Below are 15999 nucleotides of genomic sequence, written 5' to 3' on the forward strand. Positions count from 1 at the left end.
CAACAACAACAACAACAACAACAACAACAACAACAACAACAACAACAACAACAACAACTGCATCCATGGAGTCTGAGTAATGAAAACCGTTAAACAAGCCTGCGAACTTGCACCGAACGCTCTGTCGATTGACGTTAGCGACCAAATTGAACAGCTGGAAGAGCTAATTCACTCGGAGGGCAATGGTGAGGCGTTTTACCAAAAGACGTTCATCACGGTCGGTATGCGCGACTTGCTGCGTGGGACGATTGAACGCTTGGCAGGTAAGTCAAACAACGCGGTTTTCCACTTAAAGCAAGCCATGGGCGGGGGTAAGACTCATTTGATTGTGGGCACAGGGTTGGCCGCTAAGCACTCCCCCCTGCGCCAAAAATACTGCGCTGACATTCCGTACATCAACTCATTTGATGATGCCCGGGTGGTGGCATTCAATGGCCGCAACAGCCCCCAGCATTACTTGTGGGGTGAAGTTGCTCACCAACTTGGACAGGGAGAGCAATTCCGAAAGTTCTGGGCAAATGGTCCTGACGCACCGGATGAGTCCGATTGGACTACCGTACTGAAGTCGGACAAGCCAACGTTGATTTTGTTGGATGAGCTACCACCGTACTTCCAAGTGTTAGGCACCCGCTCAGTAGGCATTGGTACGGTTGCGGATATCGCTACGCGTGCTTTCGCCAATATGCTCAGTGCCGCCGGCAAACTCTCGAATGTGTGCGTTGTTGTATCTGATCTGGACGCTTCATACGCTCAAGGTGGTGCAATGATTGAACGTGCGTTGCTTGATGCCCGTAAAGAGTTGGGCCGCCAAGAAAAGGCAATCACTCCGGTGGACCTGGCCGGCACGGAAGTCTATGACATCCTGCGCAAGCGACTGTTCGTAAAGTTGCCTGATATCGCTGAAATCCAAGACTTGGCAGCACGCTACGGTCAAGCGCTCGAAGAAGCTACTAAATCGAAGGTCATTGCCCGTGGCGCAGAAGCTCTGGCCGATGAAATCGTCAATACCTACCCATTTCATCCTAGGCTGAAAGACTTGGTCGCCCTGTTCAAAGAAAACGAACAGTTCATGCAGACCCGCGGCCTTATGGAGCTGATGTCCCGTTTATTGAAGTCGGTGTGGGAACGCGACAGCGACGATGTGTATCTAATCGGTGCCCAGCACTTTGACTTAAGTATCACGGAAGTTCGTAGCAAACTGGCTGACATCTCTGGTATGCAGGACGTCATCGCAAAGGACTTGTGGGATTCCAATTTTTCAGCCCATGCCCAAGGTTTGGATGCTGCGAGCGGCAATAAAAATGCAACCGAGGTAGCAAATCTGTTGTTTACCGCCAGCCTGTCGACCGCCGTAAATGCTGTCAAAGGCCTGTCAAAAGAAGAAATGCTGGAGTGCGTGGTTACCCCTCAACAATCAGTGGTCGAGTATGGTGCTGCACTTGATGCGTTACTTGGAGAGTGCTGGTTCCTGCATCAAAACCAAGATTCACGGCTTTACTTTGACCGTCAAGAAAACTTGACCAAAATGCTTCAGGCTCTGGCTACAGCAGCACCTGAAGCGCAGATTGACGAGCTTATCAAAGTCCGCTTGGAGTCTATGTTCGCCCCGGTTAGAAAGACGGCTTATACCAAGGTTATTGCATTACCGGAATACGTCGAGGTGACTGATGAGGTTAAACGCAATCGTGTTTTGCTCATTATCAATCCAGCCACCAAGATGCCCCCAGATGCGTTGACACAGTTCTTCAACGAACTGACAGAGAAAAACAATCTCTTGGTATTGACTGGTGACAAAACTCAGATGGCCAGCATCGAAAATGCGGCCCGTCGTGTGTTCGCGACCCTCAAGGCTGACAACAAAATCAATAAAAATCATGCCCAGTTCGAAGAATTTTTAGTCAAAAAAGAAACGGCAGACCACGAGTTTTACTCTACCATTCTTGGTGTTTTCGATAAAGTTATCTATCCGGTACAGGTTGGCGACAAGGCCCCTGAACTAAAAGTCAAGCCACTCGATACCAAACGTGACGGTAATAAGCCGTATGACGGCGAACAGCAAATCGAGCAAACCTTGGCAGCTCACCCGCGTAAGCTATTTCTGGATATTGAAGCTGAATTTGATGCGCTGCGCGAATTTGCCGAAACTAACCTGTGGAACGAAACGTCGCCCCATATCGACTGGACCACTGCGGTCGCACGTGAAAAGCAAAAGCCTAAGATGCCATGGCTGCCACCTCGGGGGTTGGAGTCACTCAAGACCTTGGCTATTCAAAAAGGCGTCTGGGAGGATTTAGGTACTGGACACATCAGCCACACACCCGCCAAGAAGAAAACAGCAGTCCAAGTTGTGCCTGAGACGACACCTAATGATGAAGGATTCGTTCTTTTGCGGATTAACGCCCTGAATGCTGGCCCGTCTGCCCGTATTCATTACGCTGAAGATGGCGTCGTAAACGAAGCAAGTCCGATTTTAAAGGACGACGTTTTACAAACTAAGGCCTATCGAGTGCAGTTTTTGGCAGTTGACCCCAATGGGCAATTCGATACAGGAGACAGCCAATCCTGGGAGAACAAACTGGTTATTCGAGCAAGCTGGAATGCCCTCAATCGTGAGGTTGAGTTATTTGTTGCTCCAGCTGCAAAACTTTGGTACACATTAGATGGGTCTGAGCCTCGGAACGGCACTCCGTATATTGACCCGATTACGTTAGATTCTGGCAACATTACTCTTCTGGTTTTTTCCGATGGCGGCGGTTTGGAGCAAAAGGAGCGTTTTACTTATGGCGCAATCTCTGATGGCAAGAAGGCTGTGGTCATCGATCGGAGTAAGCCTGTCACGCTCAATAAAATTGTATCTTTAGGATCTCGCCAGGAAGCATACCAGGCGCTTAGCTTGCTCAAAGAGCGTCAAACAGTTTTGGAAAAAATCCAGGCCGTAATTGGTACTGCGCCTCAGGTAGCGCAATTTGGACTAGGAGACACTCCTGTCAGTGCGGAATATTTAGAGAACGTACTTAGCCAGATTGGTTCCTGCCTGCCCGTGGATTCCGCCATCAGCCTCAAGATTCACCGATTCCAGTTTAAGTCAGGGCAGGACCTCGTCGACTTGGCCGAAAAAGCCGGATTTGAGGTTGGCGAGAACGATTTCTCCCAGTAACAGAATTCTCAACGGCTCATCACCAAAAGTTAAAGGATTGCATGACTCAACCAAAAAGCGATAAAACAGCAGAGCATTACTTAGGATTTGGCGCGCTTGCGACATACGGCGCGCACATCTTTCGGGTAAACATTCCTGTCGCTTTGAAAGGGGACATCGCCATCATCGAAGATTATGGGTTGAAGGGGGGCGATAATGGTTTCCCCACCCATGAGGTTCGAGTGAACCTGCCTCGGCGTTATTGGTCGGCTATATCTGAAGCGGCTCGAAAAGACTTTGCTGCCCGGCTGAAAGCTAAAAAGCTGCCTTCCAGCCGTTGGACTACTGGCGACAATAAGGTGGACCGTATGCTGGGTAAAGAGTTGTGTGTACTGGCCTGGGCGGCAGAACACGCTCAGGCAGTAGATGAATGCAAGGTGATTGCTGCCAAATGGTCTGCGCTAAGGCCCGAAGAGCGCTGGTGGCTATTTGGTCAGACTATTGCTGAAGCAGGCTTGGCCGCTGATACCGATGGTGGATGGCGAAAGGCCCTTTATTTTGCGCTCTCGGGCGGCAACTCTCCTGATGAACGGAAGCCTCGCTCGATTCGCCCGTCGGAAGAAACTTCAGAAAACCTGAATTTGTTTTAAGTATTCTCAACTCAAGCCTTACCGGCTAAATACTACAAAAAATTGAGACCATGACCTCTACCACTGCTGTCACCACTATTCCAAAAATAGACTACACCACCAAGCCGCATCCGTCTGGCGTGATTGCGCTGAGCCTAAAAGACACTCCCTCATTGATTGAGGCACTACTGCCGGTACAGAAGCTCTCCATCGATGTCTACAAAGAACGTATGGCTGGCTCCGGCCAGACCCTGACTGCACTTGGCAGTTACTGGAAAGGTCGCAAGCCTTTGGTGCTCAACCGCGCCTGTGTATTGGCAGCCCTGTTACCGGCAACGGACAACCCTATCAAAGACCTCGAAGTCTTTGAGCTACTGATGGGCATGGACGAGGTTTCGATGTCCAAGCGTATCGGACTGGCAAAGCCAGCTGAAATTGCTGAACATCTGGTCATCGGCGACATAGGCGCGTATTTCAAGGTTGACCCGCCTGAGCAGACCAATGCCCTTCCCATCCAAGCTCCTTTTGACATCAAAGATTATACCTACCTGAAAAATGGGATTGAGCACGTCGTAAAGCTCTCTTGGCGTGACGACGTCTCGGAGGACGAAAAACACGAGTTGGCTGCGGGGCTATTTGATACCCAGTCATACAAGGAGCTGGCCAGCGACAAAGGGACCAAGCGCGCCGAAGAGATTGCCGACAAGGTGAGCACCCATATTTGGCCCACAGTAAATGCTCATTTAAGTACAAAGACCACGACTTTCGCGGGGTTGGTTGAGCAATTGGGGGTAATGCGGTACGGCCATCGGCCGACCGTGGCGGATACGTTTTCAGGGTCCGGACAGATTCCGTTTGCGGCTGCACAGCTCGGCTGTGATGTGTACGCTTCGGACTTGAACCCAGTGGCGTGCATGTTGACATGGGGGGCATTCAACATCGTAGGGGCAACAGTCCCGAAACGTAGAGAGATTGAAAAAGAACAAAAAGCATTGGCACTTAAAGTTCGTGGGGAAATTGATGCTCTGGGCATCGAGACGGACGGTGCTGGTTGGCGAGGCAAGGTCTACCTGTATTGTCTGGAAGTCACTTGCCCCTCGTCAGGATGGAAGGTGCCCGTGTTGCCAAGCTTTATTGTCTCAAAGCAGAGAACGGGAGCCAATAATAATTTGGCTATAAAACTGGTACCTGACTATGCAACAAGTACTTATGCCATTGAGTTGGTGCCCAAGCTGAGTTTATCCGCAATAGATGAATTTATTAACGGGACCTATAGGGACGGTAACGTAGTCCATACAGTAAATGGGGTGGAGCATATCAACGCGCTTACAGCAATTCGCGGGGACTACACCACGGTGGAAGATGGCAAAAAAATAAAGAAAAATATGTTACGGATGTGGGACACAGAAGACGTAGTGTTTCTGGAATCTGATATTTTTCAAGAAAGGCTATACGCTATTCAGTGGATTAAGGATGATGGCTCTCCTCGGCCCACGGCTGAATTTCGTTCTGTCACGCAGGCTGACCTAGCTCGCGAAGACAAGGTAACAAAACATGTACAAAAGAATATTGCCAATTGGCAAATAAAAGGATGGGTGCCCGATACGCGGATTGAACCGGGCGATAAGACTGACGAACCGATTCGGACGCGTGGGTGGACCCATTGGCATCATTTGTTTAATCCTAGGCAGCTCTTAATCGCAACTCTATTTCGACGTAACATTGCTGCTGACAATGCCTTGAATCTCAACCAGATTCTTAATTGGAGCGCTAGGCTGTCTCGATGGAATCCTGGAAGTGGGGGGGGCGGAAGTGTTCAGGATGTGTTCTATAATCAAGCTCTAAACACGTTATTTAACTACGGGTGCAGGGGGATGGTGTCAATTGCCAACGTGTTCTTGAAGACCGCATCAGAAGTGGCTGTTTCTACACATGAACTAGTGCTGGAAAACATTCCCGTCTCGAAGCTTAATATTAACTGTGAAGTATTTATCACGGACCCTCCATACGGCGACGCAGTAAAATATGAAGAAATTCTGGAATTCTTCATTGCTTGGCTTCGTAAAACTCCGCCAGCTGAGTTCGCTGACTGGACTTGGGATTCGCGACGTGAACTAGCGGTCAAAGGTGAGGATCATAATTTTCGGCTAAGCATGGTTGCAGCCTATAAACGCATGGCCGAATGCATGCCAGACAATGGACTGCAAATTTTAATGTTTACCCATCAAGATGGCAACATTTGGGCGGACATGGCAAACATTGTCTGGGCCAGTGGCCTCCGTGTTACTGCAGCATGGTATTTGGTCACAGAGACCGACTCCGCGTTGCGAGAGGGTTCATACGTCAAAGGGACCATTCTTTTGGTACTGCGCAAACGCTTAGGAGCGAAACGTACGAACCAGACGGACCTATCTTATGAGTTGGAAGACGAGGTCGCCGAACAAATCAAGCGACTCACCGGCCTGAATGATACAGTTGCAGCTGATTCAAACCGTGCCAAAGATGGGAACCTATTTGAGGATGCAGACCTGCAAATGGCAGGCTACGCCGCTGCCCTTAAGGTACTGACCAAGTACAGCGTAATTGATGGAAAAGACATGACCCAGGAGGCTTTGCGCCCGCGAGTGGGGGGGCAAGAAACGTTGGTGGACGGGTTGATTGAGTTTGCCGTCAACACTGCAAACAAAGCTTTGGTGCCACATGGCTTACCCGAAGCCGTCTGGCATGACCTCAATCCGAGCGAGCGCTTTTATTTAAAAATGCTGGATATGGAGTCGCAGGGCATACATGGGCTGGACAATTATCAAAACTTTGCCAAAGCCTTCTCGGTTAAGGATTGGAAACCATTCATGGAAAGTGAAAAAGCGAGCGCCGCATCTTTACGCTCTGCCAAGCAATTCGCACGGTCAGAAATGAATGTGTCATCCGGGCTGTTTGAGACACCCACCCGTGCGGTGCTCTACGCCCTCATGGACCTGCAGGCCCAGAAAGATATCGATCTGGTGCTGAAAGGGTTGGAACAAAACCTCAAAGTAAACGCTTTTTACTCCTCACGCGTCACCTTAGTGAGTCTTTCCAAGTTCATTGCCAAAAAAGTGGAATTTATGCGCCCCGAAGAAGCGGCCGCCGCCCGGATTCTGGCAGGTGGTCTTGAAAATCAACGTATGTAAGTCGATATGAGTACCATTCAGCGCTTCAGTTCTCGTAGCCAACGCCTTGATAAGGAGTTCTTGGCCAAACGCCTAGAGGGCGCTGTTTCATACAGGCGCATTGCCGGCTACTTTCGCAGTTCCATCTTTGAGCTAGTTGGCGAAGAAATAGCGAATATTCCGGACGTGCGCATTGTCTGTAACAGCGAGCTAGACGTGTCGGACATCAAAGTTTCCCAAGCTGCGCGGGAATCTGCTTTGAAGGAGGTTTGGAACGAAACATCCCCTGCCATTGAAGCACTGCTTTACCGAGACCAGTACCGAAAGCTTTATGCCTTACTTCGCGCGGGTAACGTAAAAATTCGGGTGGTTCCAAAAAACTGCGTATTTTTGCATGGAAAAGCAGGCGTAATCGAGCAGGCAGATGGTTCCATGACTTCGTTTATGGGTTCCATCAACGAGTCCAAAAGTGCTTTTTTGACCAACTACGAAATTCTTTGGGAAGATTCTTCACCTGCAGCAGTTGCTTGGGTCGACGCCGAGTTTGATGCGCTTTGGAACGATAGTTACGACCTTCCAGATGCCATCATTGATGAAGTCGGACGTATCGCAAAGCGATATGAAGTTCGTTTCGAAGAACTTAAGTCTAACGAAATTCCTGGCGCAGCCTTAGTTGAAAGTCCTCTGTATCGGGCGGGTGAGATGCTGCAGCCTTGGCAACGATCTTTTGTGAGCATTTTTATGCAACACAGGGAAACTTACGGCAAGGCTCGACTGCTTTTGGCCGACGAGGTTGGCGTGGGTAAGACGCTCTCCATGGCCGTATCGGCGATGGTTTCTGCACTGATGGGTGACGGCAAGGTGCTTATTCTCTGTCCCTCAACTCTCACCTTTCAGTGGCAGACCGAACTTAAAGACAGGTTGGGCATCCCCAGCGCGGTATGGCTATCCAGTAAAAAATGCTGGCAGGATGAGAATGGCCATATCATCAAGAACACGTTGGGCGCAGCGGGCATAAAACGCTGTCCAAGTGCCATGGCCATCGTTTCGCAGGGCCTAATTTTCCATAAGGCCGACGAGTGCGCTGAACTGCTTAGCATTCAGTTTGGAACTGTGATTCTCGACGAAGGACACAAGGCCAGAGTGAGCCGAGGCATCGGAAAAAAAGACTACAAGCCGAACAACTTGTTGAGCTTCATGCTGCAGTTGGCCAAAAAAACTAAAAACATGGTCATTGGAACGGCAACGCCCATCCAGACTGAAGTAGTAGAGTTGTGGGACTTACTCAACCTGTTGAATGAGGGTGCTGGCTTCGTTATGGGTAGGGAGTTCTCCAGTAAGTGGCGTAACTGTGATGAGGCCTTGCCTGTAGTCAAAGGGGTAACTACGTTTGACGATCCGGCAGTAGTCTGGGATTACTTGCGTACGCCGCTCCCCCCCAGAACCGAGACAGATGACCGGATAGTGAGCCTGCGGCACAACTTGGACGTGGACGATAACCAACATCATAGCGATCTCCCGTTCTCCGAATTAGAGAGCAAGAACTTCTTTTTACCCATGACCTTAGCTGAAATTACCCAAGATAAGAGCTTCTTTAAAAACAATAATCCCATCCTGCGACACACGGTTCTGCGCCGGCGCGATGTCCTTGAGCATATGGGCTTGCTGGAAAAGGTCGCCGTCGACGTCCATCCAGACCCTAAAGCGCCGGCTGGCACGTATCCAGGCTTGCACTTGGATGGCCTTGGTTTAGTGACCAATCTCCCGTTTGATATCGCGTATCAAGCGGCTTTGGATTTCACAAAGTTGCTGTTGAAACGAACTCCTGCAGCCGGATTCATGAAAAACATGCTGCTGCAACGCATTTGCTCCAGCTTTGCCTCTGGCCGTGCGACAGCCCAGACGATGCTGGATAACCGATCCATTGAGGACGAAGAGGCGCTTGAGGGATTAGACAATCCACTTGACGGCCTCAGTCAAGGAGAGGCTGACTGCCTCCGCACAATTGTGGCCGAGCTCAGCAGACCGGAAGCTCGTGACCCGAAACTGGCGGCCGTGAACTACTTCTTGAGCGAACACCGCACGGGACTTGGGCCAGACCGGAGAACCTTCCTGGAGCATGGTTGCATCGTTTTTAGCCAATATTACGACACCGCCAAATGGGTGGCCGCCGAACTGGCCAAGGTGCACCCGGATATCGTGGTGGCGGTCTATGCAGGTACGGGGAAAAGCGGATTGTTCCGCGGTGAGAACTTCTCCACCGTAGAGCGCGAATACATCAAAGCGGCAATTAAACGGCACGAAATCAAGTTGGTGGTTGCGACCGACGCGGCATGCGAAGGGTTGAATCTTCAGGCCTTGGGGTCGCTTATCAATATCGACCTACCTTGGAACCCAAGCCGACTGGAGCAACGCCTTGGCCGCATCAAGCGCTTTGGCCAAGCTAGGAGAATCGTCGACATGCTCAATTTAGTCTATGCCCAGACCCGGGACGAACGAGTCTATGAGGTGCTTTCCAAGCGACTAAAGGATAAATTCGACCTGTTTGGCTCGTTACCTGACACCATTGACGACGATTGGATTGAAAACGTTGAAGAGCTTGGCGCGGAGCTGGACAAATACATTGAGAAGCGCAAAGCGGCGAAAAATGCTTTTGAAATTCGCTACCAAGGAGGGGACACTATCCACCCGAGCAAGGACCGATGGGAATTGTGCGAACGCGTTTTAGCCCGGCAGGAGCTCGTAGCAAAGCTATCTGAGGGTTGGTAAACCGCTCTCCCGCGCCTGTCGTTATAGCCGCCGAGAGCAGAAAACAGATTGCCATCCTCCGTATCCAGGTCCTAACGGAGGATCGTTCAACCGTAGCGCAGATTCGTCTGCACATGTGAAAAGTTGAAGTCCGCCGATGGATTTCAGCCAAAAGTCCATCACTTATGTATAGTTGCAAACGATTTTTTTCCCAGGCTTCGTTCGCAGCATTTATAGGCATCCCGGTAACGAGTAAGTTCCGGAATTTCGTCATGACGAAATGAGGACCATTAAAGGTGGGCCACCTTGACCACGCTAGTCTATCCTGCCTTAGCTACAACCAACTTCATTTTTTTCGTCATGACGAAAAACGCGCTGGCTTCTCCGGAAAATGAAAATCAGAAGAGATAATAAAATCAGTTCGAAATATGCTGAAAACCTAACTTAAGAAGCTGTTGCTTCTCGTCTTTCTTGAGCGACTTCACTGCCCAGATTAAGATGTGCCGAGGTCGCGATGACGCGACATAGGCAAGGCGGGCTGCCTCGCTGGTTGCATCCTCAAGCCACTCTTTCCAATGTGACTGTTTCCCTTTTTTTGTACTTGATACAAGCATCGTCAGATCATGCGTTTCACCTTTAACTTCATGGATGGTAGCTAACCTAGTTGTGCGCTTGTTGACGGGCATTGCCCGAAGCGAAATTACCAACTTACTCTCCCCGAGATTCTTTGGTGAAGGATGACGTTTCTGCTGCAGGTCAGAAAGAACTTGGGATATTGTAGGGTCAATCGGATCAATAACCGACAAGCGCGGCAGCGCTGCCTTCAATGCAACGCACCACATTTTCCACGTCAACGTTTGATTGGCGAGTCCATTTTCGACAAACGCAGACAACACACTGTAAAGAAATTGATGCCACGCGAGCGTGGAGGAGACCAGTACAGGACGGAAGTACACGTCCGCGCCTCCCGTGTGGCTGCGAATGCAAGTCTCCGCAAGATAAGCGGAAAAAAGTCCCAGCGACCGCTGTAAAGTACCGTTTTCCCCTTGAGAAAACACTAATATCGCAAGGGCTAACGTCTCAACAGGCGATTTCTCAGAGGTGGCATACCTGAACTTATCCAGAGTGCTGTGACCGCGCGCTACAATCACCGCTTTAGCGTGACCTAATGCCAGCGCGTCAAACCTTGTCAACACTTCTGTCGGGCATTGGTTATACTCCAGAAGATAGCAAGTTTGCGGGGAAAAATTGGGGCGCCCGGTTATTGGCTGCGCGTGCACAAACTTCCCATGCATGTCGACAATCGCCTGACCGCTACGGAAATTTTCATCCAATAACATCTCGTCATGCTCAATGGATGCAATGAACCGAAAAATGGCCACTGGATTGCAGTTGCGAAATCCGTATATCGATTGATTCAAATCACCCACCAGGTGAAGCTTAATTCCGCGCTTGACCAGCATCGTGAGAATAGTGATTTGCTCCGCAGAAAGGTCTTGGCATTCATCGACAACGACGCAGGGATACCGTGCCACTAGCAGACCAATGCGCTGCTCAAATCGCTTATCGCCCAATATGCTCAAGGCCAACCTCTCTACATCTTTATAGGTGGCGAAGCCCTTGGCGTAAAAGCGCTGCTTTGTATCAAGGAGATCTTGAATTTGGTGAGGCTGCAAAATAATTGCATTCAGCAATTTTTTTACGGACTCGGCTTCATCAAAGAACACGAAACGCTCAGTGGCGAGATCCCAATCAAAGGAATTCGCAGCGACATTCCCTCGATTGGCATAGCCATATTTAGTTTTGATAAAGATCCGCGCATCATGGCTAATAATCCTTAAGGTAAAGTCACCCTCGTCGCCCGGGTATCCAGTGATCTTGTGCGAAAGCGGAGTGACTATGTTTTTAAGTACAAAGCTATCAATCGTGCCAATAAAATGGGGAAACTCCCTTTGGTTCCCACGCCTAGCGATTGAGATGCGCTCCCGCAGTTCATCCGTCGCACTATTGGAAAAGGAGAGGATCGCCATACCGGCTGGGAACTGCATCCAGGCGTCAATTTCCTTAGCCACCTTGGCGGCGGTCACTTCGGTCTTTCCGCTACCCGGGCATGCTTTCAGGTGTACATTTCTCTCAAGACTAGAGTCAATGTACTTAAGCTGCTTAGGAGTGAAATCAATCATCGCGCACTTACTCCAAACCGCAGCTCCACTTCACTGCTCCAGTGATATAGGCCGGAACAGCCAGCGAAATTCTGTCATTTTCTAACACATCAGCTAGCAATTGGGCGAACAATCCTTTTCCCATATCATCGTTCTCAATGAAGTTCAGTAGCTCGAACGCAGCATTTGCCCTTTCGCTATCATCTTTTTCAGTCCAGTCCACCGCTAAATCAGACAACGCGAGCAAGCGAGCTTTGTTTCGGCCATTAGTGGGCCAACTGTCATGCATAACCTTTGCCATGACACGGATATTATTTTCTTCTAGCGCACAGTCATACTCGAAGGTTTTGTAAGCCCCTACAAAAAGCCTCGCATGCTCTGACGTTCCGATCTGTAGGACAAGGTCGAGCGCATGATTTGTGCCAGGATGTTGGCTATCCTTATGCGGCTTAATGTCCTCTACTATCTCCTTATCCCCCAAAATAATTTTCCGTGTCTTCGCCGGATCCAAATCTGTCAAACCTGCGCACCGTATTGGTATGTTAGCCCCTTCCACCTTCGCATCCAGATTGCAGAACAACTGCATGAAATGCTTGAAGTAAATACCATTCAGACTTATAACCGATATTCCCATATCGTCTAATGTCCGTTTTCCTTCGGGTTGATCAGCCAAAATGGTTTTCGCCATGACTGGTAGCAATATCGCTTCCGCTATACCTTCAACTAGGAGAAGACCCCGAGCAAACAACAGATTGGACTTAGTAACATCGAGCCATCTGTTGATAAAGCGCCGACTTGGCTCTTCCAAACCACATGCCGACAAAGGCGTAGCGATGGGATATGGAACACAGGTCACGTGCAAAATCGATTGGACGGGCACGGCTGAAGCCAAGACGGTCGAGTGCGTCGTCACGATTACTTGGACACTCTGCTTCTCCGCGGCTTCTGATAGGAAGCGAAGCAGCCGTGTTTGCAATTGTGGGTGTAGGTGGGCCTCAGGTTCCTCTATTAACAATAGTCTGAAGTATCCCGCATCGCGATCCTTCTTTCCTGCTCCAAAGGTTAGCTCCGCCAAGATAGACGCGATATATATCAGGTTGTTATAGCCCAAGCTGTTTTCATTTAAACTGCGGAAAAGTGCAGCATCTACATTCTCAATACTCGGGAAATACAACAAGCGCAATCCTTCGACGATCCGCGAAAAGTCGCTCTCCGAAAATTGGATCCTTGTCGCCTGCGAAAAATGGACTCCGATTGCATCCTTAAGGCTCTTAGAAATAAGCTGGTTGGCCTGCTTAATCGCATATTTATCGCTATCAGCCAATTCCGTATTGAACGCCTCAACACGCTCCACGAGCGGGTGTTGAGTACCAGCATCCTCGTGCGCCTTAAGCTCTTTCTTGCTAATTGTTTTCAGTAGCTTCGCGAGCCTTGAACGCGTGCCGTTTGATAGCTTCTCTTCGGCATCACGTAAAGGAGGAAGGTAGATGCAATTAATGAAATCAAGTATATCGGTATCAATGGCCTTCTTTTCTAACCCGCCCCATAGTGTCCTTTTGTATCTTCCTCGAGTCTCGCGGTTCTCGACGTGCAAGTTGAGCTTCGGTTCACCCATAGCGTCTTTCCAAGTCAGAAAAGCCAGCTCTTCCTCCCCGTCCAAGTCAGCAAATGAGGCAGTGATAGCAAAATCACGTGCGCGCGTAGAGCCCTTTGGAAAATCCTGATAAAAGTCTTGATCAGTAACTGAATATCGCCCAGCTTCGGAGTCAACGAATAGTTGCCGGAGCGCGCTAATAATTGCAGTCTTGCCTGCTCCGTTTTCACCGACTATTACATTCAGACCAGAATTAAATTTGACCTTAAATGGCTGGTTAAACGTGCGAAAACTTTTAATCGTCAGTTCGTTAATGTGCATTTTTCAAATTAATATTTTGATGAAAAAACATAACGCAAGACCCTAAAATACCAAAAGGTTGATACGCCTAGCGAAAGATCTAACATTAACATAAAGCTATTAAAGTTTACTGAAAGATAATTTGATTATCTGCAGTTATTTTTTCAAATAGATTAATTTGAATCCGCCACACTGCCCCTATGTTTGCTCGTACTCAGCTATTGATTTTGATATGAACTTGTATGAGGAAATTATTGGTTTGTACTTACCAAAACCCTTCACTAATTGACGGTAGATAAATAATGATCTTGGTTTATTGATGGTCGATGTAGGACCTGACAGCGCCAAAGGTGCTGCACCTTGACCACGCACGTCTATCCTGCATTAGCTACTACCTTCTCGGAATTTTTCGTCATGACGAAAAAATGCGTATTTTCCACTACGGAAAAAGAAAGTTGGCGACAAGAATTTGCGATTAATTTTTGTTAGGCGCCGCGGAAAAACATCTCTTAAATGCCTTATGTTAGTTTTCGCTTGGCGCATCGCTGCAACCAAAATAGCCAAAAAAGTCGGGCAAATATCTGCTGGCTGAAAATCGCCTGCGCGTAAGTGGCATTAAGGATAAGGAAGGTTGGGGAGATGAGATTAAATAATAACGATGAGTTGGAAGCCGTCCGGTGCAACCAGCATGATTAGCACGTCATACAACCATAAAACAGCAGTCATTCCGAGGCCGATCCAAAGGAAGGCAAATAGCGGCGTGGTTTCTTGTCGCATGAATGTAAAAATAAATAGAGAGCAAAAAAGTGAAATTCCGGCGATGCCACCACAGCCGACACGAATGACTGGCCGAACGAATAGCAATGCTGTGAACAAAATAAACTTGAGCGTGTGCAGAAGCGATTGAAATATGTTCATCTTTATATCTCCATTAATTCGACGATATGCTGTTGCGATTACGCGCCTTGTAAGCGCTGTAAGCCCGGCCACCCGTAGCGCTCCACCCTACTCGCGCGGCCTTTTTTGTACCGGCTGCGGCAGCTTGTTTACCGCCGCGATAACCAGCGCTTGCCAAATCACGCGCTGGACGTGAGAAGACCGATAACCCTAGACGCCCCATTCCATATGACGACATAGACACGCCTCCGGCAAGGCCTGCTGCGATACTGGTGATTTGCGCTAGTACGAGGCAGCTAATTATTCCAGACGCAACCATGGGAATAAGCTGATCGATAGAACCTGTTTGCTGCTGGGCTGCAATCCCTGAAAACCGTTCAAAAATCTTTAGTACAAATGCGTTGGCCGCGATGATCAATATGTTCACCATCCCATAATTTGTTATCTGCTGAATCCATGAATTGAAGAAGTTTGCAGTCGACTGGAAAAGCAGTGAAAGGATAAACAGCGGACCGACGGAGATCAATAACGCAAGCGCTACCTTGCTCAAGATTAGCAAGAAGCAAGTGTAGGCGGTAACAGCAAGGGTTATGCCCCACGTGCAAAACGCCGCAATATAGAGCCCAAAGTCACCGCTTAGTATTCCTCCCTTGTCATACATTTGTTTGCCTGCAATAAAACCCTTCATAAGCAAACTATCAAGGAGCGAAGAAACGGTTCCGCTTGAGTTGCCACCAATGGCGTTTGCCAAGTCCTGTGGCGCGTCCCAGGCATTCTGAATGACGTAAGTTGAGTATGTTGCGACGTTTAAAGCTATTCCGAATATGAATGCGATTTTAAGCATCCTAACGGCCATGTCTGTAATGGGCTCTTGAATCAAGCCACGCATGCTTGTAAGTCCCCATATGATGACGTACACGCCCAGAAGGGAGTACGCGGCCGGGGCAATGGCAGATGCTACGACCTCCACTTTTTGACCAACAAATTCAATGCATGCCGCATCTACAAATTGGATAACATCCTGATACACAATTGCCATTTTCATTTCCTTTCCGTACTAGTGTTTGTCCGGAGTAGCGCGGTATTCCGTCAAGAAAGCGCTATCGTTGATAATGCCCATCCGCTGGTATCCAAGGTCAAGAACGGAGAAATATTAGGCACATCCAGAAGTGCATCCAGAACGTGATCGATTGAGCGGAAATAATGCGGACTGCCATCGCGTCGTACGACTGAGTAGGACTCTGATCCCAAAGTGATCTTTAGCGAAAACCCATGTCGCATGTCTGGATAAATCAATGACTCTGCAATCACGTCATCGCGATCGCATAGCCTCGATATCTGGTCAAACGTTATAATGTCTAAAGCCATATCGGACCTCTTCTCA

General features: G+C 48.9%; 9 protein-coding genes. 4 read left to right on the forward strand and 5 right to left on the reverse strand.

All coding sequences use genetic code 11. The annotated features are described in order from the left end of the window. The first annotated feature begins 79 nt into the window (after nucleotides 1-79). The 4 genes from ACVBEF_RS08790 to ACVBEF_RS08805 are packed head-to-tail and all read left to right on the forward strand — an operon-like array spanning nucleotide 80 to nucleotide 9683. Complete coding sequence (locus tag ACVBEF_RS08790; RefSeq protein WP_447123560.1) at nucleotides 80-3157, forward strand: anti-phage-associated DUF499 domain-containing protein; 3078 nt, start codon at nucleotides 80-82, stop codon at nucleotides 3155-3157. Between the two features lie 41 nt (nucleotides 3158-3198). Next, the gene (locus ACVBEF_RS08795) at nucleotides 3199-3786 is read left to right on the forward strand and encodes an anti-phage-associated DUF3780 domain-containing protein (protein ID WP_447123561.1); all 588 of its coding nucleotides are present in this window, start codon (nucleotides 3199-3201) and stop codon (nucleotides 3784-3786) included. 50 nt (nucleotides 3787-3836) lie between these two features. Further along, nucleotides 3837-6935 carry an anti-phage-associated DUF1156 domain-containing protein gene (locus ACVBEF_RS08800; RefSeq protein WP_447123562.1) on the forward strand — a complete coding sequence of 1033 codons (3099 nt, stop codon included), beginning with the start codon at nucleotides 3837-3839 and terminating at the stop codon, nucleotides 6933-6935. Nucleotides 6936-6941: 6 nt separating this feature from the next. Continuing rightward, nucleotides 6942-9683 carry a phospholipase D-like domain-containing anti-phage protein gene (locus ACVBEF_RS08805; protein WP_447123563.1) on the forward strand — a complete coding sequence of 914 codons (2742 nt, stop codon included), beginning with the start codon at nucleotides 6942-6944 and terminating at the stop codon, nucleotides 9681-9683. Nucleotides 9684-10078: 395 nt separating this feature from the next. Here ACVBEF_RS08805 and ACVBEF_RS08810 read toward each other — a convergent pair whose 3' ends face one another. From ACVBEF_RS08810 to ACVBEF_RS08830, 5 genes are all read right to left on the reverse strand, one after another. Then, nucleotides 10079-11845, reverse strand: coding sequence for a UvrD-helicase domain-containing protein (locus ACVBEF_RS08810; RefSeq protein WP_447123564.1), 1767 nt, complete (start codon nucleotides 11843-11845; stop codon nucleotides 10079-10081). A 7-nt stretch (nucleotides 11846-11852) separates the two neighbouring features. Beyond that, complete coding sequence (locus tag ACVBEF_RS08815) at nucleotides 11853-13739, reverse strand: ATP-dependent nuclease (RefSeq protein WP_447123565.1); 1887 nt, start codon at nucleotides 13737-13739, stop codon at nucleotides 11853-11855. 624 nt (nucleotides 13740-14363) lie between these two features. Then, entirely contained in the window at nucleotides 14364-14636 is a 273-nt protein-coding gene (locus ACVBEF_RS08820) for a hypothetical protein (RefSeq protein ID WP_447123566.1), read from the reverse strand. Between the two features lie 13 nt (nucleotides 14637-14649). Beyond that, the gene (locus tag ACVBEF_RS08825; RefSeq protein WP_447123567.1) at nucleotides 14650-15660 is read right to left on the reverse strand and encodes a type IV secretion system protein; all 1011 of its coding nucleotides are present in this window, start codon (nucleotides 15658-15660) and stop codon (nucleotides 14650-14652) included. Nucleotides 15661-15704: 44 nt separating this feature from the next. Further along, entirely contained in the window at nucleotides 15705-15983 is a 279-nt protein-coding gene (locus ACVBEF_RS08830; RefSeq protein ID WP_447123568.1) for a hypothetical protein, read from the reverse strand. Nucleotides 15984-15999 lie beyond the last annotated feature (16 nt).

The organism is Glaciimonas sp. GG7, from assembly GCF_052976905.1.